The following is a 23,662-nucleotide window of genomic DNA, read 5'->3' as shown; positions in this document are numbered from 1 at the left end:
TATGAAATATGAACCTGTCATAGGCCTGGAAGTCCACGTGCAGCTTAAAACCGCGACTAAGGCATTTTGCGGCTGTGCCAACGTTTTCGGATCGAAAGAAAATTCGAATATCTGTCCGGTTTGCCTGGGTTTGCCGGGGTCGCTGCCCGTCTTGAACGAAAAGGCCTTGAAGGCTGCGTTGAAAGTCGCCCTCGCCCTGGGGTGTCAGGTGCGGTCATTCACGAAATTCGACCGCAAGAATTATTATTATCCTGACCTGCCGAAAAATTTTCAGATTTCCCAATATGATATGCCGTTCTCCGAGCACGGAAGCCTTGATATTTCTCTGGAGGACGGCACGAAACATATCAGGATCAAGCGCGTGCATCTGGAAGAGGATGCCGGCAAATTGATCCATCCCGAGGAAGGCGCGGATAGTCTCGTGGATTACAACCGGGCCGGCACGCCGCTTCTGGAGATCGTCAGCGAGCCCGACCTTCACTCTCCTGATGAAGCTTATGCTTACCTGACAGACCTGAAGCTGATCCTGCAGTATCTGGATATTTCCGACTGCGATATGGAGAAGGGGAGCCTGCGTTGCGATGCGAACGTCTCTTTGAGGCCGGCCGGGACCACGGGCCTCGGCGTCAAATCGGAACTTAAAAACATGAATTCTTTCCGCGCCGTGCGTCTCGCCCTCGATTATGAGATCAGGCGTCAGGAGGCCGAGCTGGGCGACGGCAGGCTTGTCGTTCAGGAGACGCGGCTGTGGAATGAAAAGAAACAGATGACGTTACCGATGAGGTCCAAGGAAGAGGCGCATGATTACCGCTATTTCCCGGAGCCCGACCTGCCGCCTTTTGTGATCTCGGCTTCCGAGATCGAAGAAGCGAGGCAGGGGTTGCCGGAGCTGCCCAAAGAAAAGCGCGGTCGTTTTGTCGCGTCTTTCGGTTTTTCCGACAAGGATGCCGCGACGTTGACGGCCGCCAAAAGCCTTGCGGATTTCTTTGAGGCATGCCTGAAGCTTTATGATAACCCTAAAAAAATCGCCCATTGGTTGATCGGGCCTGTTTCGTTCCAGATGAATTCCCGCGGGCAGGATATCGCAGGATTGCGTCTGAGCCCCGCTTTTCTCACAGAGCTTATTGATCTTGTTGAAACCGGCAAGATCAGTCAACTCGCCGGCAAAGAGGTCCTGCAGGAAATGCTTGAGAGCGGCAAGCCCGCCGCCAAGATCGTGGAAGAAGAGAATCTTGCCCAGGTTTCGGATGCGGGGAGCCTGTCGGCCGTGATTGAAGAGGTTATTGCCGCCAACAAGAAATCCGTCGATGACTTCAAGGCCGGTAAGGAAAACGCCGTGATGTTTCTGGTCGGCCAGGTGATGCGTCTGTCCAGGGGCAAAGCCAATCCGAAGACGGCCAGAGAGATGCTGATCGAAAGGTTGAAGGCATGAAAAGGGTCCTCAGGGTCTGTGTGTGGATCATGGCTGTATTTCTTGCGCTGGCGGTGGCGAATTTCGGCATGACAGCCATCAACCAGGCCCGCCGAAATGAGACGTATAAGGAACTGGAAATTTTTGCTGACGCCCTCGCTTTTGTGGAGGCGCATTATGTGGACGAGGTGCCGCCCAAAGATCTGATTTACGGAGCGCTGGCGGGGTTGCTGGGAAACCTGGATCCTCATAGCCAGTTTTTGACGCCTGAAGAATATGAGGATTTGATGGCGGACACGTCGGGGCATTTCGGGGGCATCGGCATCGAAATCACGCTCAAGGACCACCTGGTTACCGTCATTACGCCGATCGAAGGAACGCCGGCATGGGAGGCAGGATTGCAGCCCAATGACCGTATCGTCAAGATCGACGACACCGTGTTGAGGGACGTCACGCTCAATCAGGCCGTCAAGATGCTCCGCGGCAAGCCGGGGACGGGGGTGACTTTGGCGGTCTGGCGCGAAAAAGAAGCGAAGCTTTTGACATTCAAGATCACGAGGGCGACCATCGAGATCAGGGATATCAAGGAAACCCAGCTTCTCGAACAGGGTGTCGCTTATATCAAACTCGTCGAATTCAGCGAAGAGACGCCTCGTCATTTCGACCGGGCTTTGGCGGATCTCAAGTCAAAAGGGATGAATGCGCTGATCCTCGACCTCCGCAATAATCCGGGAGGCCTTTTGGATAAGGCCGTGGAAGTGACTGAGCGTTTTGTCCCCAAGGGAGAGGTGATCGTTTCCATCAAGGGCCGCGATCCTTCGCAGGACGAGGTTTTTACATCCCGTTCGGGGCCGCTCTATAAAGACATGCCTCTGGTGGTTTTGGTCAACGAAGGGAGTGCTTCCGGTAGCGAGATATTGGCCGGTTGCCTCCAGGACCAGAAAAGGGCCATCATTGTCGGTTCCCAGACATTCGGTAAGGGATCGGTCCAGACGGTCCTGCCTTTGCGTGACGGTTCGGCATTGAAGCTGACGACAAGCCGCTATTACACGCCCCTGGGCGCTTCGATCCATGAAAAGGGCGTTACGCCCGACGTGATCGTTCCCGAGGTATCTTCTGCAGAGATGGATGCCCCGGAAAAAGAAACCACGCTGGAAGAGATTTTTGAAGGCGTTGAGAAGAAAACGGATTCTACCGCTTTGGCCAAGCTTTACCAGCACGATCAGGCTTTATCGCGCGCTGTCGACATCATCAAGGGGATCAAGGTTTACCAGCAGATGCTGAAGCCTGCGGCATCTGCTGGCCCGGATGCTGCAGGGAAGAAAGCGTCTCATGAATAACGCCAAGAATTTTGTCATTCTGCTTCTTTCCATCCTCGTCATTCTTCAGTCACTCATTCTTTTTTATCTTCTGCGACGGCCGGCCCCTGCGGTAAGGAGGCCTTCGGCGGTGACGCGCACAGCCGCCAAGCCCGGCGGGAAGTTTCCTGCAGTCTTTCCTGGAGAAGTGAAACCCCTGCCACCCGCTGGAGAGGAAGCGCCGGTCCCGGTTCCGGCTGTCGGCAAGATCGCTCTGATCATCGATGATTGGGGATACAGCCTGAAAAACAAAAGCATCATAACGGATAATAATTATCATCTGACCTTGGCTATTTTGCCTTTCCAGGAATATTCCAAAAAAGTGGCCGAATTGGCCCATTTTCACGGCAAGGAAGTGATTATTCATATGCCCATGGAGCCTCTTCACAAGGAACAGTACGGCCTGGAGGCGAATACGCTTCTGACGACGATGAATGCCTCCCAGATCGTCCATATCCTGGACAAGGCCTTTTCAGAGATTCCTTACGCCAAAGGGATCAATAACCATATGGGTTCCAAGGCGACGGGGGATGCGCGCATGATGCGTATCGTCCTGGGATATCTTAAAGACCGTGATTTATTTTTTGTGGACAGCATGACGGCGCCCAAGAGTATTGCTCGTTCGGTCGCCAAAACCTTGCATGAGAAATTCGCCAGCCGGGACGTTTTCCTCGATAACAGCACTGATCCGGCATCGATCCGTGAACAGCTGATGAAATTGGCGCATTTGGCCCGGCAGAACGGCGTGGCCGTCGGCATCGGGCACGACCGTCCCAATACTATCGCTGTTTTGAAGGAAATGATCCCTTTTCTGCAGAGACAAGGGTATGAATTTATAGAAGTATCGGATGCCGTCAAAAACCCTTGAGGGGGGGCATTGTTGAACGTTTTGGGTATCGAAACATCCTGCGATGAGACAGGCGCTTCTGTGGTGCGGGGCGCCGGAGATGTCGTTTCCAATGTAGTCGCCTCAAGCTTGGCGCAACATGCGCCCTATGGCGGGATCATCCCGGAGATCGCTTCGCGCGCCCAGATGGAATTTATCTGCGCGGTCGTGCGCGAAGCGATGGAAAAGGCCCGCCTGAAGGCCGGCGAGATGGATGCTATTGCCGTCACTCAGGGGCCCGGCCTGATCGGTTCTCTGCTTGTGGGGTTGTCTTTTGCGCGGGCACTCAGCCTGGCCTGGCGGGTTCCGCTCATCGGCATCAATCATTTACAGGCCCATCTTTACGCCGCTTTTATCGGAAGCGGGATATCTTTCCCCTTCACGGGTCTTGTTGTTTCAGGCGGGCATACCAGTCTTTACGAGGTCACAGGTATCGGCCGCGAGAAACTGGTAGGGTCGACCCGCGACGATGCCGCCGGCGAGGCCTTTGATAAAGTGGCCAAGATTCTCGGCCTGGGGTATCCCGGAGGACCGGCCATCGAGGCGGCAGCCCGCAAGGGCTCCAGTGAAGCATTCCGGTTCCGCTGCGATTGCGGGCCGGGGTTTGATTTCAGTTTCAGCGGCATCAAGACAGCCGTTCTTTATAAAGCCCGGGATTTAAAAAAGCTGTATGGCAGGCTTTCTCCGGCGACGGTCGCGGACCTGACCGCGTCATTCCAGTCTGCAGTCGTCGAAGACCTAGTCGGCAAGGCCTGCCGCTTGGCGCAAAAAAGCCACAGCAGGCTTTTGGCTGTGGGCGGAGGGGTCGCGTTCAACACGGCATTGCGTTCCCGGCTTCAGGAAGAGACGCGCCAGAGGAATATAGAGCTTCGGCTGGCGCCGAAAGCATATTGTCTGGACAACGCTGCCATGGTGGCGAGCCTTGGCGTTCGTCTGCTTGAGGCCGGCAAAAGCAGCAAGCGGGCGTGCCTGGATACGTTGATGGGGTAGGGATAAAGACATATGAGAATTAAGGAAATCTAAAGAGACGTTGTTCCCCGTGTAAGCATCTTGACAATTTATGCCTGCGACCAGTCCTCGCAGAGCTCGGACGGGCAACCAGAAATTTTTCAGCTACACTCGGAGTTAATTCCGCCAGAGGCGGAATTAAGGAGGATTGCATGATCACAGACAATGAAATGGTACTCAGGATTTTGATCGCTTTTGTGTTAAGCGGCCTGATCGGGCTGGAACGCCAAATTTGCCGTCACCAAGCGGGGTTGCGTACGCACATCCTTGTTTGCGTCGGGTCGTGCCTCATTATGTTGACATCGCTGCATGTTTTTGATATATATAAATCTGTAGCAAATATGGATCCGACGCGGATTGCCGCCGGTGTCATCACGGGCATCGGGTTTCTCGGCGCCGGCACGATCATCCGCTCCCCCGAGGGGATCCGGGGATTGACAACAGCATCGAGCCTGTGGGTTGTGGCAGCGTTGGGTTTGAGCATCGGATGCGGGTTCTTCAAGGTCTCCGTCGTTGTGACCTTGTTGGTTCTTTTGGTTCTCTTGTTTTTAAGAGGATTCGAGAGGGTGATGCTAAATAAGGGGGTGCCGCATGGCCATAAGAGACAGGAAGAAGGAGATTGAGGACAAGGTGATCACTGTCGATTCAGCTATGCAGGGCAGCCTTTCTTTCAAGGAGCCCGTGCACCTGCGTATCAACGGCAAGTTTGAGGGGACCCTTGAGGTTCGGGGTGTTCTTGAGATCGGGGAGGAGGCGGTGGTGGATGCCGCCATATCCGGTGACGACATTGAGGTTGCCGGCCGCGTCAAGGGCGAAGTGACCGCGACCAAAAGGATCCATTTAAAGGAGCATGCCGTTATCGAGGGCAATATCAAGACGCCATCGTTGCACATTAACGAAGGGGCTGTCTTTCAGGGGCGGTGTACCATGCTGGGAGATATTTTCGACACAGAAACCTTGGCCCGTTATCTGGAGGTGGACCTCAATACCATCCTCGAGTGGGCCAACAGCGGTAAGATCCCCGCGTTCAAGGAATCGAACGATTGGAAGTTCGAGCGTAAAAAGATAGACGAGTGGATATCCGCCGGAAAGATCGGTTAAGGCATTAGTCCATGGCAACCCATAAACTGCTGACCATCCGTGAGGTGGCCAGCTATCTCAATATCACGGAAAAAGAAGTCGTCGAACTGGCTGAGAGCGGGGTGATCCCCGCCTATAAAGTCGGCGGCGTCTATCTGCGGTTCAAAAAAGAGCAATTGGACCAGGTCCGGCCCGGCATCAAGCCCAACCAGTCGCTCGTCACCATCGAGGGGACTTTGATCGAGAAAGTCAGAGATTTTATCTATCATAACGATTTTTATATCCTGTCCCTGATCGTCATCTTCTTCCTCCTTTATTTTATCGTCAAATTATGAAGAAACAGGCCTACGTGGACCTTGGTTTTGCCTGCGTGGATACGGGCAGGCAAACGAGACGGGGGTTCCCGGAGGTCATCTTTTGTCAAAAGAAGACAAAAGAGGAGATCTTCAAGATCGCGCGCGAGCTCGATCGGGACCGGGAAACTCCGCTTTTGTTGACGCGCCTGGAACCCCGGGCTTACGCTTTCCTGAAACCGAAATTAAAAGGTCTTTCTTACAACGAGAAGGCCCGGGCGGCTTTCCGCAAGGGGCTCCGGTCCCCGGCAGCCGCCAAAGGCGAGGTTCTTGTTGTGACGGCAGGGACGAGTGATATCCCTGTTGCAGAAGAGGCGGCGTTGACCCTGGAGCTCATGGGTGTATCCGTGCGCAAGCTTTATGACGTTGGCGTTGCCGGCGTGCACCGCGTGATGGACAGGATGGATGTTCTGCACCGGGCCGCCGTCATCATCGTCGTCGCAGGGATGGAGGGTGCGCTGGCGAGCCTCGTGAGCGGTTTGGTCAGCTGTCCGGTCGTCGCCGTTCCGACGAGCTGCGGTTATGGATCGAGCTTCGAAGGTCTGTCGGCTCTACTGACGATGCTCAACAGCTGTTCTCCGGGGATCGCGGTCATGAATATCGACAACGGTTTCGGCGCCGGCTATTTTGCCGGATTGGTGGTTCGCAGATGAAAACGGTCTATTTCGATCTCTTGGGAGGAGTCAGCGGCGACATGACGGTCGCCGCTTTTATTGATATGGGTGTCAACCTGGACTGCGTGCGCCGCGGGCTCAGAAAGATCGACTTAGACGGCTACACGGTGAAGACCCATCGTGTCCAGAGGGGGCATGGGAATGCTTTACGGTTTGATGTGGTTGTTCGCCGTGAGAAAAATTTTTCTTATCAGGAGATTATGCGACTCATCAAGACGAGCCGCCTGGGCCGCGGCGTCCAGGAACGGATGGTCAAGGTTTATGAGGCGCTGAAGGCCGCCGAGGGGCGCGTCCACGGCCACGCGCATCATGACATGCGTTTCCATCAGCTCGGCGAGGTCGACTCTTTCGTGGATATTGCTGCCGCCTGTATCTGTATGGATGCGTGCAGGGCATCGCGCCTGCTGTATTCCGCCATTCCTCTGGGGTTGAAGATCGCTCCTGCCGTCTCGGTCATGCTGGAGGGACAGGAGGTCTATTTTACGTCCTGGCCGTTTGAGAACGTGACGCCGACGGGCCTGGCGATCCTCAGGGCGCTCGGGACGCAGACATCCGGACAGGTGCAGGAACGTTTTGTTTACGGCAGATGCGGCTACGGCGCAGGCACGGCTGATCCGCCGGGCATGGCCAACGTCCTGCGCATTGCGGAGCTTGATGCCGCAAAGCGCTTCCTTGAGAGCGACACGGTGCTGGTCCTTGAGGCGAATATCGACGACACCCAGCCTCAGATATATGCTTATGTGTGCGAGCGCCTGCTTGAAGCGGGGGCCTTGGATGTTTCTCTGCAGGGCGTCATCATGAAGAAGTCTCGGCCGGGAATTTTGCTGACGGTCTTGTCAGATGCGAGTAATTTCGATAAGATATCTGACATCGTCTTTCGCGAAACAACCACGATCGGTTTGCGTTATTATCCTGTCAGCCGCATCAAATTGCCGCGTTCCTGCGGCAAGGTGAGGGTGGCCGGCGAGACCTTGAAGATCAAAACAGTTGTTCTTCCGGATGGTTCGCGGCGCAGCCTTCCGGAATACGAAGACTGCCTTCGGGCGGCCAAAAGGACCGGACGGCCCCTGCAGGAGATCATGGAATTTGTCAAGAAGAGGACATAGAGATGGCTTTGTCGGGATTGGATATTTATAAGCTTTTGCCCAAGACCAACTGCAAGAAGTGCGGTTTTCAGACGTGCCTGGCTTTTGCGATGCAGTTGGCCAAGAAAGCCGTCAGCTTGGACAAGTGTCCGTCTGTCGGCGAATCGGTGCGGCTCAAACTTGAGGAAGCTTCCCTGCCTGCCATCCGTCTCGTCGAGATCGGCACCGGCGAGAGGCGTGTGGCCGTAGGCCAGGAGACCGTCCTCTTTCGTCACGAAGAAAAATTCCACCACCCGACGGCAATCGGGTTGATTGTGGAAGACGATCTGCCTGTAGCTGAGCTTGACCGGACGCTGGGACAGATACGGTCTTTAAGGTTTGAGCGCGTCGGCCAACAGATCGGCGTCGAGCTGGTCGCGCTGCGCAACACAAGCGCCAGGACGGAGGTTTTTGTGGAACAGCTTCGGCGCATACGCGCGGCTGTTTCCCTGCCGCTTGTCCTGATGGCTTGTTCTGCGGAAACGTTGAAGGCCGCCCTCCGTCTTTGCGCGTCCGAGCGGCCTCTGGTTTATTGCCCGAAAGCGACGGATCTTGAGGCTTTTGTTACCGTCTGCAAGGAGTCCCATGTTCCTCTGGCGTTTCGGGCATCCAGTCTTGAGGAATTTTCTGCCGCGACAAAGAAAGCGGCCCAGGCCGGCTTTGCGGATCTTGTCCTGGACATTCCCGAAAATACAACGACAGAGCGGCTGTGGCAGTTGACCCAGATCAGGCGATTGAGCCTGAAAAAAGGCGAACGCAGTCTTGGATTCCCGACGATGGTGGTCGTGAATACCGCCGTGGAAAGCGAGGCCGTTTGCCAGGCCGCCGCCTACATCGCCAAATATGCGAGCATCTTATTGGTGAGGACGACGAAACCGGAGCACATCCTGCCTTTGTTGACGCTGAGGCAGAATATTTATACGGATCCGCAGAAGCCCCTCCAGGTCGAGCCGAACGTCTATCCTGTCGGGGCTGTTTCGCAGGATTCGCCTTTGCTTGTGACGACGAATTTCTCCCTGACGTATTACACGGTCTTGGGTGAGATCGAATCCAGCCGCCGGCCATGCTATCTGTTGTGCATGGATACCGAGGGGATGTCCGTATTGACGGCCTGGGCCGCGGAAAAATTCGGAGCCGAACAGATCGCCGATACGCTGACGAAATTCAAGCTGGCGGATACGGTGCGGCACAAGAGCATTGTGATCCCGGGATACGTGGCCATGATGAGCGGGGACCTGGAGGATAAGTCGGGCTGGCGCGTCGTGGTCGGGCCGCGCGAGGCTTCGGGGTTGCCTGTGTTTTTAAAGAACCTTGCGCAAGGATAGGTTCTCTTTTATGTGGTTACCCGATTCTATCGGAGGAGCCATGCGGAGACCTGTCCTTTTTGGATTAGGGGTTTGACGATGGACAAGTGTATCATCACATTTTTGCCGGATAACAAGAAGGTCGTCGTGGACCGGGGGACGAGCCTTTTGTCCGCGGCCCTTACCGCCCACATCCATCTGAATTCCAGCTGCGGCGGCGACGGGGTTTGCGGCAAGTGCCGCGTCCTGGTCAAAAGCGGCAAGGTCCATGCCGAGCCATCGGGCCGCATTGCTCCGCAAGACAGGAATGCCGGCGTCTATCTGGCATGTCAGACATTGGCGGAATCCGATCTGACAGTCGAGATTTTTCCGGAGTCCCGCCTGGATCTGAGCGCTTTGAGCCGCGAGGAGCTCGCCTTGCGCCTGCGGGGTATCTATGCGCCGGCAGAAGATATTCAGGAGGCCAAGCCGGGGTTGACGCAAGAGGTGTTTGCGTTCCGGCCTTTGGTGGAAAAATTCCATTTTGAGCTGCCTGCGCCGGATTTCAACGACAAGTTGAGCGATCTGGAGCGTGTCTGTCGGGCCGTCCAGGAGAAGATCGGCGACGCGCCCCTGCATACGGGCCTGGCGAACTTAAGGAAGCTGGGAGAGTTATTGCGTACCAGTTCCTGGAGTGTGACCGTGGCCGTGGCCGCAAAAGGGCCGGTTTATGAGATCCTCGCCATTGAGCCTGGGGACAGTTCGCAGAAGAATTTCGGCCTGGTTTTCGATATCGGCACGACGACGATCACCGGACAGCTGGTCGATTTGACGCACAAGAAGGTCCTGGGGACAAAGGCGACCTATAACCGGCAGGCGACGTTTGGCTCGGATATCATCACGCGGATCATCTATGCCCAGGCGGCCGATGGCTTGGAGAAACTTCACCATGCGGTCGTCGATGTCTTGAATGAGATGGCGGAGTCTTTTATCGAAGAGCACGATGTAGACTTGAACGATGTGACGTGCGTCTGCGTCTCCGGAAATACGACCATGATCCACCTGCTGTTGCGCATAGACCCGTCGCATATCCGCCAGGCGCCTTATGTGCCGACGGCGAATTATATCCCTGCGATCAGGGCGGCGGAGGCCGGCCTCAAGATCAATCCTCACGGTGTCCTCTATTGCCTGCCGGGAGTCTCCAGTTATGTGGGCGGCGATATCACGGCAGGGGTCTTGTCGTGCGAGATCTTCAAATCCAAGGATTTGGAGTTGTTGATCGACATCGGGACGAACGGAGAGATCGTCCTGGGGAATAACGAATGGCTGATCAGCTGCGCCGCATCGGCGGGCCCTGCTTTCGAGGGTAGCGGCATGGCATGCGGTCTGCGTGCCGTGCGCGGCGCCATCCAGGCGGTCCACGTCGATCCTGAGTCCCTCGATGTCGCCTATACGACGATCGGCGGCGACAAGCCGCGGGGCATCTGCGGCTCCGGCTATATCGATCTGGTGATGCAGTTGTTGCGCGCCGGTGTGGTCGACAAGAACGGTAAGCTCAACAGAGAGAAGGCCCATTCACGTCTGCGGCCGTCTTCAGCCGGCTATGAGTTTGTTGTGGTTTCCGGTCCTCAGGCAGGGCTTGACAATGACATCGTGGTGACCGACGCCGACCTTGATAATTTCAAAAGGGCCAAAGCGGCCATCTATTCGGCGGTATCGCTTCTGGTCAGGCACATGGAATTGAAGGCCGGCGATATCCGCAGGGTCTTTGTCGCGGGCGGATTCGGCACGTCGCTGAACGTGGAGAGCGCCGTTTTTATCGGCCTGATCCCGGATTTGCCGCGCGAGAGGTATGTCTTTGTCGGGAACAGTTCTCTGGCGGGCGCCAGGGAGGTCCTTTTGTCCCGTGACGCCGCGCAGGCATGCGACCGGATCGCAGGCAATATTACTTATTTTGAGCTTTCGACGGATGCCGCGTATATGGACGAATATATGGCGGCGCTTTTCTTTCCGCATACCGACGCCGGCAGGTTTCCAAGCGTAAAGTATTAAAAAAAGAATGATCAAATTCCAAGATACAATGACCAAACAATAATCAATCACCAAATTCGAACGACCAAACAAAAAGGCGGATTTTTTATTTGATTATTGGATATTGGAATTTGTTTGTGATTTGTTTCTTGCCTGCCTGCCGGCAGGCAGGGTGATTGGTTATTTTGGTTGTGGGTGTAGGCTTGACATTTAAACAGTACAATTGATGGCTGTTCCAAGATTTTGGGTGCGACGATGAATGATGTGATCGTGATCGGCGGCAAAGGGGGGACGGGCAAGACGACGATCTCGGCTCTTCTGGTCCTTGATCTGGCCAGGAAGGCGCAAGGGGGCGTTCTGGCCGTTGATGCCGACCCTAACAGCAATCTATGCGACGCTTTGGGATTGAAAGACGTCGGGACGATCGCGGATATCGTCGATGAGGTCGCAAAGAACCCAGAGTCCGTACCCAAGAATATGGGCAAGGACGCCTTTATCGAATACAGGATCCATACCGGCATCACCGAGAGCGAAGGGTTCGATCTTCTGGTGATGGGGCGTCCCGAGGGACCCGGGTGTTATTGTTATATCAACAACGTCTTGCGCAACTGCATGGCGAAGCTCATTGACGACTACCGGTATATCGTTATCGACAACGAGGCGGGACTTGAGCATTTTTCGAGGAAGACCACGCGGGCTTGCTCCGAGATGATCGTCGTGTCCGATACCACAGCTGTCGGCCTGCGTTCCGCCGGACGGATTTTTGAGCTGGCGGATGAGCTTGGGATTTCTTCCAAAAGGCGGTTTCTCTTTGTGAATAAAGTCGAGGGGCCGAAAGATACGGGAAGCATGGGAAAAGACTGCAGACTGGATAAGGTTTTCTTCATTCCCTATGATGCCGCCGTTTCGGATCTGTCCGCCAAGGGCGTTTCTTTGTCATGTCTGGCGCAGGATTCTGCAATGAGACAGGCTATTGTCAAAGCCGGAGAAGTCATATGGCCGAAGAATTGAAGATGATTACGACATGGTCCCAGGCTGTCTGTGAGATGCGGTTAGGCGCCGGACGACAGGAGGGCGGCAGCCGCAAGGTGACTTTGACCGTAGGCGGCGAAGAGACTTTGCCGTTTTTATTCAAGGAAGGCGCCCTGCCGCATACACCGCTTATTGCCGTCGAGATCTTTGACGTTCCTCAGGACGACGAGCCGGAGGCCCTGCGCCGCGATCTCAGGGGGATCAGTAAAGATCCGGTGACATGGGCCAAGGCCATGGTCGAAGACATTGGGGCTGACCTGGTCTGCGTCAAGCTTGCAGGCATCCATCCGGACGGTGCCAATACATCGGCAGGCCAGGCCGTAAATCTGGTCACAAAGATCCTTGGCGCCGTCGATAGACCTCTGATCGTTCTGGGATGCGGCGAGGCGGGTCGGGATAACGAGGTCCTGCCGCTTGTCTCGGAGGCGACGAAGGGGGAGCGCCTGCTTTTCGGCGATGCCGTTCAGGAAAATTACAAGACATTGACGGCCGCCTGCATCGCCGACGGCCACAACATCATTGCCGAATCGCCGATCGACGTGAATATCGCCAAACAGCTGAATATCCTGATCTCCGATCTGGGGATGCCCCTGGACCGCATCATCATCAATCCTACGATCGGCGCTCTGGGGTATGGTCTCGAATACGCCTATTCCATCATGGAGCGCGCCAGGAACGCGGCGCTCTCGGGCGACAGGATGCTGGCCATGCCTTTTATCTGTTTTGTCGGCCAGGAGAGCTGGCGCGCCAAGGAGGCGAAAGTCCCCGCAAGCGAATCCCCGGCGTGGGGAGACCAGAGAGAAAGGGGCATTATGTGGGAGGTCGTCACGGCCATGTCTTGTCTGCAGGCAGGCGCAGACATCCTGACGATGAGACATCCGCAGGCCATCAAGATCGTCAAGTCTGAAATCCAGGAATTGATGAAGAAGGCCCAGTCTTGAACTTATAGCTTACGACTCACAGCTTATTTATGTATATTATCGGCGAATTGATCAATGGGATGTATCGTAACGTCAGGGAGGCCTTGGCGGAACGGGACGCCTCCGCCATCAAGACGTTGGCCCGCCGCCAGGTCGAAGCAGGCGCGGATGCCCTGGATGTTAACTGTGGCCCATTGTCGAAGGACCCCGTGCAGGATATGCGGTGGCTCGTGGAGGCGATCCAGTCCGAGGTCGCCGTGCCTTTATGCCTGGACAGCACAAAACAGGCGGTGATCGAGGAAGGATTGAAGGCATGCCGCGGCAAGGCGATCATCAATTCCACGACGGCAGACACCGACAAGCTCGACGCCTATCTGGCTTTGGCCTTGAAACACCGCGCATCTTTGATCGCGTTGACCGTCGACAAGAAAGGCGTGCCTCAGGACAAGGAGAGGCGCCTGGAACTGGCGGCTTTTATCCTTGAGCGCGCAGCCGGCGCCGGTCTTGACGCTGCCGAATTATATCTGGACCCGGTTCTTCTGCCGGTCAACGTCGCCCAGAACCAGCTTGAGGATATCCTGCGCGTCATCGGTGATTTTAAATTATTGACGACGCCCGCGGTCAAGAGCGTCGTGGGGTTGAGCAATATCTCCCAAGGATCGAAGAACCGCTCGATCATCAACAGGACATTTTTGGTCATGGCGCAGGCCGCCGGGCTTGAGGCGGCCATCCTTGATCCCCTGGACCAGGAGCTGATGCGGTCTTTGATCACGGGTGCGTTGATCCTCAACAAGGCGATCTACTGTGATTCCTATATCGAGGCGTACCTGAAGAGCAAACTCAAATCTTAGGTATGAGGAGCCGCTTTCCCAACCGCTCATCAAGATGGCCGACCCGGCAGCAGAACAGCGATGCACCCGTTCCGACAGAGCCGCCATTTTTGTGCTCTTGTCGCTCTTGGCCGTTCTGACTTATGTTTCTTTCCGGCCTATTCTTCATAACGGATTTGTGAATTGGGACGACAATGTCTATTTGACGCAGAACCCGCGCGCGAAGAATTTTACTCCAGAAAAGATACCTCAAATATTCACCTCGTTCGAGAGGGTCCAGTATAAACCCTTGTCCTTCCTTGCCTTTGCCCTGGAAAACCGTTTGTTCCGCCTGGATCCCAGAGGTTATCACGCCGTCAGTCTTCTGTTGCATCTCATCAATGCCTTTTTTGTCTTCTGGCTCTTTTTTCTCCTGCGCAAGGATATTTTCCTTGCCTGGTTCGTGGCTGTGTTGTTCGCCATTCATCCTCTCCGGGTAGAATCGGTCGCATGGGTGACGGAGCAAAAAGACCTGCTCTACGGCTTTTTCTTCCTCGCCGCCGCCGTCACATATGTGCTTTACCGTCTGGCGCGCCCCCGCGCCCTCTATTATGCGTCCCTGATTCTTTTTGCTCTCTCCTTGATGGCCAAGCCCATGATGATCGCATTCCCGCTGCTTTTGTTCTTTTTCGACGCCGCGCTCGAAAAGAAACCGCTCCTTTCCTGGTGGGACAAGATACCGTTTTTTGTCATTTCGTTCTTGATGATCCTGCTTAATTATGCCGCCTTGTGCTGGTTTCACGCCCAGTACAGCGTATCCTCCATGCCGCTGGAATGGCTCCAGCGGATCCTGATTTATATCTTTATGATCCTTTGGCCTGTCCGCCTGTCATGTTTTTATCCTTATGCGCAGGGTTTTCTTTTTACTGTCTGGCCATGTCTCCTATCGCTGCTTTTTCTGGGATATTTTTACGTGGTCCTGCGCCGCGATGGGGGGCGAGGCATTTTTGCATTCTCGCTCGGCTTTTTTGTTTTGAGTCTTATTCCCGTTCTGGCCGCCCGGGCATCCTATGCCGTCAGCGACCGTTATGTGTACATCGCAGCCCTTGGCATATTCTATCTCGCGGCTGCATACGTCCGGAGGTTATGGGTGTCGCGGTTGAGCGGCCGCCGGGTCTTGAGGGTCCTCTTGGTGACGATAGGAATAGGTTTCGTCTGTTTGCTTTCAACTCTGACTTTTCAGCGCGCGCTTGTCTGGCATGACAGTATCTCTCTGTGGGAAGATGTATTGGCAAAATACCCCGGGGTCTCTGCCGCGCATCTTAATGTCGCTTATGCCTATGCCGAGAAAGGCGATAACGCCCTGGCCAGGCAACATGCCTTGGAGGCCTTGCGGTTGGAGCCCGGCGCCTGGGATGCGCTCCTTTTGCTCGGCAATATCCATTATGGGCAGCGCCGGATGGACAAGGCCGAAGAGTGCTATCGCTTGGTTTTGCGTATCAATCCCGGCGCTTTTCAGGCATATAATAATCTCGGCCTGGTGGAAATAGCGCGCGGCCGCAGACATCTGGAGGAGGCGGCCGTGTTGTTCCGTCAGGCGCTTCAGATCAATGACTATTCGGATGAAGCCTATTTCAATCTCGGCAAGGCTTATCTCGGGCTTGGACGGAGAGAAGATGCCGTCGCTTGTTTCAGGAAGGCGTCTGTTTTGAATCCGGATTCTGCGCTGGCATATACCGCTCTCCTGGATGTTTTTATCAGCGAGAAACGCTTTGACGAAGCCCTGGGTATTTTGCAGCCCTTGCTGGCCCTTAGGCCGGATGATGAAGCCGTCCTTCTGAAAGGCGGCGTGGTTTTGGCTTCACTGGACTATTTTGATGAAGCGCGGCTGTTGTTTGAAAGGATCCTTGTTTTGGATCCTGGTTGTGTGGAGGCGCTGGAGAATCTGGGGGCCCTCTACGGTAATCATGGAGACCGGGCGAGGGCCGAGCAGTATTTTCAAAGAGTCCGGGATCTTGAGTCAGGGTCTGGCAGATGAAACAGGGAAGTGCTGGTTTTTCCAAACCGGAATTCGTCGTTGTTCGTCTTTTGATACGTTCGGCGGCGCCCCGACAGGCGCAGCCTCAGGATCAACCCTGAGCAAATCCCCAAGTATGTTTTTGGGCTTGGGAGGGTGACGAATGGGTTGAATTTTCTTGTCAAATACGGGGTTTCAGTATAATATAGTCGGGTGCCAGAGAGGTGTCCTCGAGAATTTTTGAAAATATCGGCGGAGTAGCGACCGAAGGGAGTCCTGAGCAAGCGAAGCGCGTCGAAGGACCCAGTCTGATGCCTGTCTTCGCGGGCGGCGCCCACAGGGCAGACCGGGGAATATGGGTTGACTTGTGGTTTTTCGTTTTTGGCGAAGGACGGGGTTGCCCGGTATTCATTTTGTTTTGACATTGGAATGGCTTTATGGCGGAGTAGCTCAGCCTGATAGAGCACGCGGCTCATACCCGCTTGGTCGGTGGTTTAAATCCACTCTCCGCCACCACTTTTTGTCATAGAGAGCATCGTCATTTGAGCGAGGGTGGTTTCCCCGCTTCGGCCGGAGGCCGAGGCGGGATTTCGCTGGATGGGATATTGAGGTGCTCAAAAATCCCTGCCTGCCGGCAGGCACTCTCCGCCACCAAAATTTGTTTGATCTTTTTTCATTCAAATTTTGTCCCGAGTTTCTGTCTGATCTATTTTTGGAAACGAGGGGCAGCTTCGCCGGGAGAGCGATTGAAGGAATCGGCGGCAAAATATTCCCTGTCGCCAAAATTGGTATTTGAGAGTTTTCCTTGCAAATTTTGTCCCGATGATTGCGCAGAGTTTTTTGCCGGAGTAGGCAAAAAACGCAAGCGATATATCGAGGGACAAACGACAAGGCTCTCAATCATCCCGTCAGAGGCCTTGGGTCCTGGCGGGGTTTTGTTATAAAGGGGGCATACAGGAACGCAGGGAGGCGGCGATGAAAATAAGGCGCAGCACATTATTCTTCTTGTCGTTTCTGTGCATCGCAAGCACGGCTTTTCCATCGGGATATAAAGGAGAAGAGATCGCGTATGCGATTTCTCCTATCGGTCGCGCAGAATATCGCGACCTGGGGCTGGTCGATCTTGAAGGACGCAAACTCAAGCTTATCACCTTCAGGACGGTCATGCCGGGCTTCGACGACTTAGAGAAGATCTACGCGGATCCGGAGACCGGGCTGCCGGTCAGGGTGGAACGGGACATCTCTTGGGTCTTTTCCAAAGAAAATCTCACGGAAGAATATGCGGCAGCGCAGCATACCTTGGTCATCCGGAAATACATCGATGGGAAACAGGTCAAAGAGTACAAGTTTACGGCCGACGGCCCGATCCATAATGCGGTCCTGTTGCCTTTTTATTTGCGCCGCGTAGAGCATTTGGCGCCGGGATGGTCCTACGAAATCCGTTTGCCGGATGTCTACAAGGTTTCCTTGGCGTCGCTGGATGACATTGAAGTCTCCGGCAAAAAATACAAGGCCTATCATTTTATCAGCGAACCCCGTAAGTTTGAAATATGGATTTCCAGCGATGCTTCAAGGGTCCCCCTGGTGATCAAGGGGCTCGGGGGCTTCGGTTACACCTTGCAGATGAAAGATCGCGTGCTTCCTCCTGCGGCCGGTGCAGAAGCCAGCTGAAAGAGGGACGCTTCAGGCAGAGGCCTTCATATTTTCGGCGTTGCTCTTTTTTTAAGAATGTGATAAAATTCCTCCATAATGGAGGAGATGGCGCGCAAGCCCCTAGTCATAGAGCCTAAAGGTTTTACGTTAATCGAGTTCGTCGCGATCGTCATCATTATGACTGTTCTGGCCAGTATCGCCTTGCCTTTATTGATCAAAGGGGCTGAGCGGGCTAGAGTGAATGAGGCCAAGACGATACTGGGCGCCTTGCGCCGTGCGCAATTGAGGTATGCTGTCAGTTACGCCGTCTATGCCAGCGACAGCAGCCGTTTGGACATCAATCTCCCGCCGGCAAAGTATTTTTCCTATTCGGTCCTTGGGGGGACAGACCTTAGCGGCGCCACCGTCCCTGTTGCCACTGCAATAAGGACGACCCTGGAAAGCTTTCAGGCCGTCAGCTGCCGTTTCAATATTACGGCCGGCGGTAATTTCACGGCTAATACGACCCAGTGTGTGCAGTTGCTTTGAACCCCGCCGGTCTTCTGCGGCGGCCTCAATGAGGAGAATTAGTGGTTTATAAATTCATTACCCGTTCCAAGGGAGTCGTTGTCTTTTCGATTTCCCTCATCGCCTTCGGCGCTTTTAACGCTTTTCTCATGATCCTTTCCATGGCGCTGATGAGCTTGAGGAACCTTCCGGAGGTGGCGGCAGTCTTGCCGGTGGGAATGATCTCCTTGCCCGTTTTTTGGTTATCGTCCATCCTGAACCTTTTGATCTTTTTGGCGTGGGTGGTCTGCGGGATCGGCGCTCTTCATCTGAAGGACTGGGCGCGTCAGACCTTGCGCGTCGTCATGTCCGTTTATCTCATCAACTTTTTGGTCAATATCTGTCTCAATGTTTTCCTGGCACAGGAAGTCATGACGGATGTCCCCGTCGTTTTTCTGATCATAGGGATTGTTTTGTCTTTTTCTTATTACCTCGGCCTGATCTATTTTTTTTCCCATCCCAACATTGTCCGCCAATTCAAATACGGTGTCCCTCCGGCTTGACCTCGGCTTAGAATAGTGGGGATGTAACCATGTACGCATGCGTCAAGAAGACTGTCGAAACCTATCGGATGTTTGCGCCGCAAGATAAGGTATTGGCGGCTGTTTCCGGCGGGCCGGATTCCGTTGCGCTCCTGAGTGTTCTGAAACGCCTCCAGGCGGCCCTTGGTTTGGAAATTTCCGTCGCTTCCTTTGATCACGGCATCCGCAAGAACTCCGGGCGCGATGTGGCATTTGTCAGGCAGTTGTCTGAAAGCCTGGGGTATCCTTTTTTCACGGAGCGTTTGAAACATAAAGGGAAAAGCCGTCTTTCCGAGGATTTTTTGCGCCGGGCACGCTATGATTTTCTGACAAGGATTGCCGCGGACACGGGCGCGAATGCGATGGCATTGGGGCATACGCGCGACGACCAGGCGGAAACGGTTTTGATGCGTCTTGTGCGCGGCAGCGGATTGTGGGGGTTGATGGCCGTCTTGCCCGTGAGGCGGCAGGGGGCGCTGAAGATTGTCCGGCCGTTGATCGGCGTTTCCAGGAAAGACGTCCTTCGATATCTCAAGAAAGAGGGATTGGATTACCGGGTGGATGAAACGAACGAAGAAGAAGTTTACCTGCGCAATAAAATCCGACTTAGACTTCTTCCTTTTCTTGAGAAAGAATTCAATGCCAATGTCAGGGGAGTGCTTGTGAATACGGCCTTGTCCGTGGGCGCTGATTATGATTATTTGGAACAGCGTGCCTGGGATTTCCTTAAGGGACACGGCCGCTCGGTCGCCGGACAGCTGATGATAGCAGAAGAACCGTTGAAGTCGCTGGATATAGCGTTGAGGCGCATGGTTGTGCGGATGGCGATTTCGTCGTTGACGGGGATTCCCGGCCTGCTCGGGTTCCGGCATTCTCTCGAATTGGAAGAGTTGCTGTTTGGGCGCCCTGCCGGATCCGAGGTCCATCTGCCGGGAGGCGTGGTTGTGTCCAAGGAGGCTTGTACGCTTTCTTTCGCTTGCCGCAAGTCTCGCCGTCACCGCCTTTCCCGGAGAAAAGTTTGTGCCAAAAGATGATTTGCTTTTAAGACGCGTTAGGTTATAATAGGAAAACCATGAATAAATCCAATCCCCGTAAAATGAAACAGTCTCCTGCACAAAGATTTAAGAAGAACAATCTTTCTGTTTTCGTGTGGATCCTTTTTATTGTCGGCACCCTTTATCTGATGGGGCTTTTGCAGAACAATGGGGTGGCCCGCAAAGAGCTTTCATACACCGAGTTCTATCGTGTCTTGACAGAGGAACCGTCGCGGCTCAAGGTTGTCACGATGTCCGAAGACATCCTCCAGGGGGAGTTCGTGAATGGCTCGCGTTTTTTTGTCAATATCCCCCCTGACGACAAAGACCTCTTGGCGCTCCTGCGTACTCATGCGCCTGATTTTCAGGTCAAGCCGGCCCGGACGATTTGGACGAATCTTTTGTTTTCTCTGGGTCCCGTTGTCCTTTTTATCGCCTTTTTGTGGTATTTCAGCTATCGGGGGGCCGAGGTGGGCAACCGGATCTGGTCTTTCGGCAAAGTGAAGGCGCGCTTGGGGACGGAGCCCAAGGAGAAGGTGACTTTTGCCGATGTGGCCGGGGTCGACGAGGCCAAAGAAGAACTCCAGGAGGTCATAGAGTTCCTTAAGGATCCCAAGAAGTTCCAGCGTCTTGGGGGCAAGATTCCCAAAGGCGTGCTTCTTGTGGGCCCTCCGGGTTGCGGCAAGACATTGATCGCCAAGGCTGTCGCCGGGGAAGCCAACGTCCCTTTCTTTAACATCAGCGGATCCGACTTTGTCGAGATGTTCGTCGGCGTCGGCGCGTCGCGCGTCAGGGATCTTTTCGAGCAGGCCCGCAAGGCCGCAAAGACCTTTGGCCGGGGCGCGATTATTTTCATAGACGAGATCGATGCGGTCGGCCGTCTGCGGTTTTCCGGGATCGGCGGCGGCCACGACGAGAGGGAGCAGACCCTGAATCAGCTTCTCGTGGAGATGGACGGATTTGATCCGCAGGAGGGCATCATCCTTATTGCCGCGACCAACAGGCCCGATACGCTTGATCCCGCCTTATTGAGGCCCGGCCGTTTCGATCGGCATGTGGTTATTGACCGGCCTGACATCAAAGGACGTGAGGCGATCCTGAAAGTGCATTCCGCGAACATCAAGCTGGCGGCTGATGTCGGTCTCGAGGCCATCGCCAGGCAGACGCCGGGTTTTTCCGGGGCGGACCTGGCCAACCTTTGCAACGAAGCTGCTCTGCTTGCCGCGCGTTATGACAAGGAGGCCGTAGGCAAAAAAGAGATGGAGGCGGCCATAGAACGTGTCGTCGCCGGGCCTGAACGCAAGAGCCGCGTGATCAGTCCTAAAGAAAAAGAGATAGTGGCCTTTCACGAGGCGGGGCATACGCTTGTCTCCCTCTTGACGCCGGAGGTTGATCCGCTGCACAAGGTTTCCATCATTCCTCGCGGCGTGGCAGCCCTCGGCTATACGCTCCAGCTGCCTTTGCAGGACCGTTACATCATGATGAAAAGCGAACTGATCGGCCGCATCACGGTCTTGTTGGCCGGCCGCGCTTCCGAGAATCTTTATTTCCAGGATATCACGACGGGTTCCGAGAACGATATCGAAGTCGCGACGCAAATGGCCCGGCGCATGGTGTGTGAATTCGGCATGTCTGAAAAGATCGGCTATCTGACCCTCGGCCATCGTCAGGGGTTGATTTTCCTGGGCAAAAATCTTTCGGAAGAACGCAATTATAGCGACGAGACCGCTAAGATCATAGATGATGAGATCAAGGCGATCATCGATTCATGCTACGATCGGGCAAGACTCCTTTTGGAGCAGAATAAAGACAAGTTGACGCTTTTGGCCAATACTTTGCGGGAACGCGAAGTCATGGATGCCGAAGAAGTCAAAAAACTGCTGGGCTTCGCGCTGTAAGCCGCCTATGGTTCCACGCGTTCTCGCTTTGAAAAATTCCGCCGATCTCCTGAAGGAATTCAAGCGTATCGGCGTCGATGGGGGCGGCATGAAGATCATGCGCCCCAAGGCCTTCCTGCGTATCGTCAAAGTCTCGCACCTCCCCGGTTTCTGTGCCAATATCCTCAAGCAGGAGATGCTTTCTCTCGGCGGGGACGCCGCCCTGAGCCGCGGCTCGATCACCGGAACCGACAGGCATACCGATTGTCTTCTTTTGGGGACCTTTTCCCAGTATGCGTCGCTGTCCTCCAAATTAAAGAAACAGCCGTTTGGCCTTTCCGAGCTCGGGCAGGAAGTCCGCTTGTGCCTTGCCCGTTCGGCAGACCGAAGAGTGCCGCTTCATCTGGGTCGCCGGCATCTGCGTTTAGGTCGCAGGACCCTGGTCATGGGCATTCTAAATGCCACAACAGACTCCTCCAGCGGCGACGGGATGCTGGGGGCTTCTCCTCAGCGGGCGTTGAGTCTTGCCCGCAGTATGGCGGAGGAGGGCGCCGACATCATCGATATCGGAGGAGAATCCAGCCGTCCCGGCTCCAGACCTGTTTCTGCAAAAGAAGAATTGAAGCGTGTCCTGCCTTTCGTTAAATTGTTTGCAAAGTCCCTGCGGGTTGCTCTTTCCATCGATACGACCAAGAGCGAAGTGGCCCATGCGGCCCTGGATTGCGGCGTCGGTATCGTCAATGATATTTCGGCTCTCAGGGGCGATAAGAAGATGGCCAGGCTGGTGGCCCGTTATGGGGCGGCCGTTGTCCTGATGCACATGAAAGGGACCCCTCGCACGATGCAGGAATCCCCCCATTATGACGACCTCATGGGGGAGATCACAGGTTTCCTGGATGATTCAATAAAAAAAGCACTTGATAGTGGTATCCGGCAAGATAAAATAATAATCGATCCGGGCATTGGTTTTGGCAAAACGCTTTCCCATAACATTGAGATCATTGAGAGGCTTTCTGAGTTGAGGATGTTCGGCCGGCCGATCCTCGTGGGGGTGTCCCGCAAGTGGTTCATCGGCAGGATCCTCAATGCAGGAGTTTCCGGGAGACTTTGGGGGACAGCTGCAGCAGTCTGCGCCGCTATCTCCGGAGGCGCGGATATCGTGCGGGTGCATGATGTCCGTCAGATCAAGCAAGTCGTCCGCGTCGCGGACGCCATTCACAAAAGGTGCAGTTGATGTGGAACAGCATTGTTGAATTCGTCAACATCTATTGGTCTGTATTGAAGCCGGTCATTGAGATCACGATCCTGTGGTTTGTTTTTTTCAGGATCATGATTTTTTTCGAGGGGACTCGCGCCGGTCAGGTCTGGAAAGGTATTTTTATCCTTGTCATCGCGTTCTTTCTGGCCCAAAAACTGGGTTTGAATACCCTCGATTGGATCCTGACGAAATTATTTGCCATATCGGTCATCGCTATTATCGTTATCTTTCAGCCGGAGCTGCGATTCGGCCTTGCCCGGTTGGGACAACCGCATCTTTTCGGGACAGGATTGAAGGAGGAGGAAGTCGATGACCTGATCCGCCAACTCAGCTCCTCATTGTTTTATCTGTCCCAGAGGAGGATCGGGGGGATCGTCGCCATCGAACGCGAGGACCGGCTCAAGGGCTATATCAACAGCGGCATCCTTATCCAGGCGCGGATAACGCCGGAATTGATCGAAACCATTTTTACTCCGCCGTCCCCTTTGCACGACGGAGGCGTTATTATTCAAGGCAACACCTTGGTGGCGGCGAGCTGCTTGTTTCCCTTGGCGCAGAATCCCTATCTCAGCCATGCCCTGGGGACACGGCACAGGGCGGCATTAGGTATCAGCGAGGAGACAGACGCTGTTGTTCTGGTTGTTTCTGAAGAGACGGGGTTGGTTTCTCTGGCCGTCGGCGGACGGCTGACGCAGGGATTGACGCGCGAGGAATTCTCGCAGGCCCTGCGCGATCAGCTCGTCCAGACGAAGAAACACGCTGTGTCCTGACGTATTTTTCTCGTCCG

The 23,662-nt window shown here is 54.7% G+C and carries 22 protein-coding genes and 1 tRNA gene; all 23 read left to right on the top strand.

Annotated features, from left to right (window positions below; translation table 11 throughout):
* Position 1: 1 nt before the first annotated feature.
* The 23 genes from gatB (at position 2) to cdaA (ending at position 23,645) form a co-directional block, all read left to right on the top strand.
* Positions 2-1,432 carry an Asp-tRNA(Asn)/Glu-tRNA(Gln) amidotransferase subunit GatB gene (gatB, locus tag BU251_RS04920; protein ID WP_128699796.1) on the top strand — a complete coding sequence of 477 codons (1,431 nt, stop codon included), beginning with the start codon at positions 2-4 and terminating at the stop codon, positions 1,430-1,432.
* On the top strand, positions 1,429-2,751 hold the full coding sequence (locus BU251_RS04915) for a S41 family peptidase (protein WP_128699794.1): 1,323 nt from the start codon (positions 1,429-1,431) through the stop codon (positions 2,749-2,751). The genes gatB and BU251_RS04915 overlap by 4 nt, the downstream gene beginning before the upstream one ends.
* A complete protein-coding gene (locus tag BU251_RS04910) occupies positions 2,744-3,637 on the top strand; it encodes a divergent polysaccharide deacetylase family protein (protein ID WP_164908873.1) in 894 nt (297 codons plus the stop codon). The genes BU251_RS04915 and BU251_RS04910 overlap by 8 nt, the downstream gene beginning before the upstream one ends.
* Before the next feature lie 9 nt (positions 3,638-3,646).
* Positions 3,647-4,645, top strand: a complete 999-nt coding sequence (gene tsaD / locus BU251_RS04905) for a tRNA (adenosine(37)-N6)-threonylcarbamoyltransferase complex transferase subunit TsaD (protein ID WP_128699791.1) — start codon at positions 3,647-3,649, stop codon at positions 4,643-4,645.
* Between the two features lie 170 nt (positions 4,646-4,815).
* Complete coding sequence (locus tag BU251_RS04900; protein ID WP_128699788.1) at positions 4,816-5,286, top strand: MgtC/SapB family protein; 471 nt, start codon at positions 4,816-4,818, stop codon at positions 5,284-5,286.
* Entirely contained in the window at positions 5,255-5,764 is a 510-nt protein-coding gene (locus tag BU251_RS04895; RefSeq protein ID WP_128699786.1) for a polymer-forming cytoskeletal protein, read from the top strand. Before BU251_RS04900 ends, BU251_RS04895 begins: the two co-directional genes overlap by 32 nt.
* A gap of 11 nt (positions 5,765-5,775) precedes the next feature.
* Positions 5,776-6,078: a helix-turn-helix domain-containing protein gene (locus BU251_RS04890; RefSeq protein WP_128699784.1), complete on the top strand. Its 303-nt coding sequence runs from the start codon at positions 5,776-5,778 to the stop codon at positions 6,076-6,078.
* Positions 6,075-6,749, top strand: a complete 675-nt coding sequence (gene larB, locus BU251_RS04885) for a nickel pincer cofactor biosynthesis protein LarB (protein ID WP_128699782.1) — start codon at positions 6,075-6,077, stop codon at positions 6,747-6,749. Before BU251_RS04890 ends, larB begins: the two co-directional genes overlap by 4 nt.
* Positions 6,746-7,876, top strand: a complete 1,131-nt coding sequence (larC2, locus tag BU251_RS04880) for a nickel pincer cofactor biosynthesis protein LarC2 (RefSeq protein WP_128699780.1) — start codon at positions 6,746-6,748, stop codon at positions 7,874-7,876. Before larB ends, larC2 begins: the two co-directional genes overlap by 4 nt.
* Before the next feature lie 2 nt (positions 7,877-7,878).
* On the top strand, positions 7,879-9,219 hold the full coding sequence (gene acsC / locus BU251_RS04875) for an acetyl-CoA decarbonylase/synthase complex subunit gamma (protein ID WP_128699779.1): 1,341 nt from the start codon (positions 7,879-7,881) through the stop codon (positions 9,217-9,219).
* A gap of 78 nt (positions 9,220-9,297) precedes the next feature.
* A complete protein-coding gene (locus BU251_RS04870; protein WP_128699777.1) occupies positions 9,298-11,229 on the top strand; it encodes an ASKHA domain-containing protein in 1,932 nt (643 codons plus the stop codon).
* A gap of 234 nt (positions 11,230-11,463) precedes the next feature.
* Positions 11,464-12,219 carry an ATP-binding protein gene (locus BU251_RS04865; RefSeq protein WP_128699775.1) on the top strand — a complete coding sequence of 252 codons (756 nt, stop codon included), beginning with the start codon at positions 11,464-11,466 and terminating at the stop codon, positions 12,217-12,219.
* Entirely contained in the window at positions 12,204-13,181 is a 978-nt protein-coding gene (locus tag BU251_RS04860) for an acetyl-CoA decarbonylase/synthase complex subunit delta (RefSeq protein WP_228767777.1), read from the top strand. The genes BU251_RS04865 and BU251_RS04860 overlap by 16 nt, the downstream gene beginning before the upstream one ends.
* A 29-nt stretch (positions 13,182-13,210) precedes the next feature.
* Complete coding sequence (locus tag BU251_RS04855) at positions 13,211-14,011, top strand: dihydropteroate synthase (RefSeq protein ID WP_128699773.1); 801 nt, start codon at positions 13,211-13,213, stop codon at positions 14,009-14,011.
* Positions 14,012-14,045: 34 nt separating this feature from the next.
* Complete coding sequence (locus BU251_RS04850; RefSeq protein ID WP_128699771.1) at positions 14,046-16,007, top strand: tetratricopeptide repeat protein; 1,962 nt, start codon at positions 14,046-14,048, stop codon at positions 16,005-16,007.
* A 418-nt stretch (positions 16,008-16,425) separates the two neighbouring features.
* A tRNA-Met gene (locus BU251_RS04845) sits at positions 16,426-16,502 on the top strand.
* A 459-nt stretch (positions 16,503-16,961) separates the two neighbouring features.
* Positions 16,962-17,657, top strand: a complete 696-nt coding sequence (locus BU251_RS04840; RefSeq protein ID WP_128699769.1) for a DUF3108 domain-containing protein — start codon at positions 16,962-16,964, stop codon at positions 17,655-17,657.
* Positions 17,658-17,744: 87 nt separating this feature from the next.
* Entirely contained in the window at positions 17,745-18,167 is a 423-nt protein-coding gene (locus BU251_RS04835) for a type IV pilin protein (RefSeq protein WP_164908872.1), read from the top strand.
* A gap of 41 nt (positions 18,168-18,208) precedes the next feature.
* Complete coding sequence (locus BU251_RS04830; RefSeq protein ID WP_128699766.1) at positions 18,209-18,688, top strand: hypothetical protein; 480 nt, start codon at positions 18,209-18,211, stop codon at positions 18,686-18,688.
* Between the two features lie 29 nt (positions 18,689-18,717).
* Complete coding sequence (gene tilS, locus BU251_RS04825) at positions 18,718-19,740, top strand: tRNA lysidine(34) synthetase TilS (protein ID WP_128699764.1); 1,023 nt, start codon at positions 18,718-18,720, stop codon at positions 19,738-19,740.
* Positions 19,741-19,778: 38 nt separating this feature from the next.
* Entirely contained in the window at positions 19,779-21,638 is a 1,860-nt protein-coding gene (ftsH, locus tag BU251_RS04820; protein ID WP_228767776.1) for an ATP-dependent zinc metalloprotease FtsH, read from the top strand.
* 7 nt (positions 21,639-21,645) lie between these two features.
* Positions 21,646-22,851: a dihydropteroate synthase gene (folP, locus tag BU251_RS04815; RefSeq protein WP_128699762.1), complete on the top strand. Its 1,206-nt coding sequence runs from the start codon at positions 21,646-21,648 to the stop codon at positions 22,849-22,851.
* The gene (gene cdaA / locus BU251_RS04810; protein WP_128699760.1) at positions 22,851-23,645 is read left to right on the top strand and encodes a diadenylate cyclase CdaA; all 795 of its coding nucleotides are present in this window, start codon (positions 22,851-22,853) and stop codon (positions 23,643-23,645) included. Before folP ends, cdaA begins: the two co-directional genes overlap by 1 nt.
* Positions 23,646-23,662 lie beyond the last annotated feature (17 nt).

This window comes from Candidatus Velamenicoccus archaeovorus, from assembly GCF_004102945.1.
GTDB lineage: Bacteria > Omnitrophota > Gorgyraeia > Velamenicoccales > Velamenicoccaceae > Velamenicoccus > Velamenicoccus archaeovorus.
This window is presented reverse-complemented; position numbering and strand designations above follow the sequence as displayed.

Coding starts and splice junctions, on each gene's coding strand:
- gatB (WP_128699796.1), top strand. CDS start 2: ATGAAATATGAACCTGTCATAGGCCTGGAAGTCCACGTGCAGCTTAAA.
- BU251_RS04915 (WP_128699794.1), top strand. CDS start 1,429: ATGAAAAGGGTCCTCAGGGTCTGTGTGTGGATCATGGCTGTATTTCTT.
- BU251_RS04910 (WP_164908873.1), top strand. CDS start 2,744: ATGAATAACGCCAAGAATTTTGTCATTCTGCTTCTTTCCATCCTCGTC.
- BU251_RS04900 (WP_128699788.1), top strand. CDS start 4,816: ATGATCACAGACAATGAAATGGTACTCAGGATTTTGATCGCTTTTGTG.
- BU251_RS04895 (WP_128699786.1), top strand. CDS start 5,255: ATGGCCATAAGAGACAGGAAGAAGGAGATTGAGGACAAGGTGATCACT.
- BU251_RS04890 (WP_128699784.1), top strand. CDS start 5,776: ATGGCAACCCATAAACTGCTGACCATCCGTGAGGTGGCCAGCTATCTC.
- larB (WP_128699782.1), top strand. CDS start 6,075: ATGAAGAAACAGGCCTACGTGGACCTTGGTTTTGCCTGCGTGGATACG.
- larC2 (WP_128699780.1), top strand. CDS start 6,746: ATGAAAACGGTCTATTTCGATCTCTTGGGAGGAGTCAGCGGCGACATG.
- acsC (WP_128699779.1), top strand. CDS start 7,879: ATGGCTTTGTCGGGATTGGATATTTATAAGCTTTTGCCCAAGACCAAC.
- BU251_RS04870 (WP_128699777.1), top strand. CDS start 9,298: ATGGACAAGTGTATCATCACATTTTTGCCGGATAACAAGAAGGTCGTC.
- BU251_RS04865 (WP_128699775.1), top strand. CDS start 11,464: ATGAATGATGTGATCGTGATCGGCGGCAAAGGGGGGACGGGCAAGACG.
- BU251_RS04860 (WP_228767777.1), top strand. CDS start 12,204: ATGGCCGAAGAATTGAAGATGATTACGACATGGTCCCAGGCTGTCTGT.
- BU251_RS04855 (WP_128699773.1), top strand. CDS start 13,211: ATGTATATTATCGGCGAATTGATCAATGGGATGTATCGTAACGTCAGG.
- BU251_RS04850 (WP_128699771.1), top strand. CDS start 14,046: ATGGCCGACCCGGCAGCAGAACAGCGATGCACCCGTTCCGACAGAGCC.
- BU251_RS04840 (WP_128699769.1), top strand. CDS start 16,962: ATGAAAATAAGGCGCAGCACATTATTCTTCTTGTCGTTTCTGTGCATC.
- BU251_RS04835 (WP_164908872.1), top strand. CDS start 17,745: ATGGCGCGCAAGCCCCTAGTCATAGAGCCTAAAGGTTTTACGTTAATC.
- tilS (WP_128699764.1), top strand. CDS start 18,718: ATGTACGCATGCGTCAAGAAGACTGTCGAAACCTATCGGATGTTTGCG.
- ftsH (WP_228767776.1), top strand. CDS start 19,779: ATGAATAAATCCAATCCCCGTAAAATGAAACAGTCTCCTGCACAAAGA.
- folP (WP_128699762.1), top strand. CDS start 21,646: ATGGTTCCACGCGTTCTCGCTTTGAAAAATTCCGCCGATCTCCTGAAG.
- cdaA (WP_128699760.1), top strand. CDS start 22,851: ATGTGGAACAGCATTGTTGAATTCGTCAACATCTATTGGTCTGTATTG.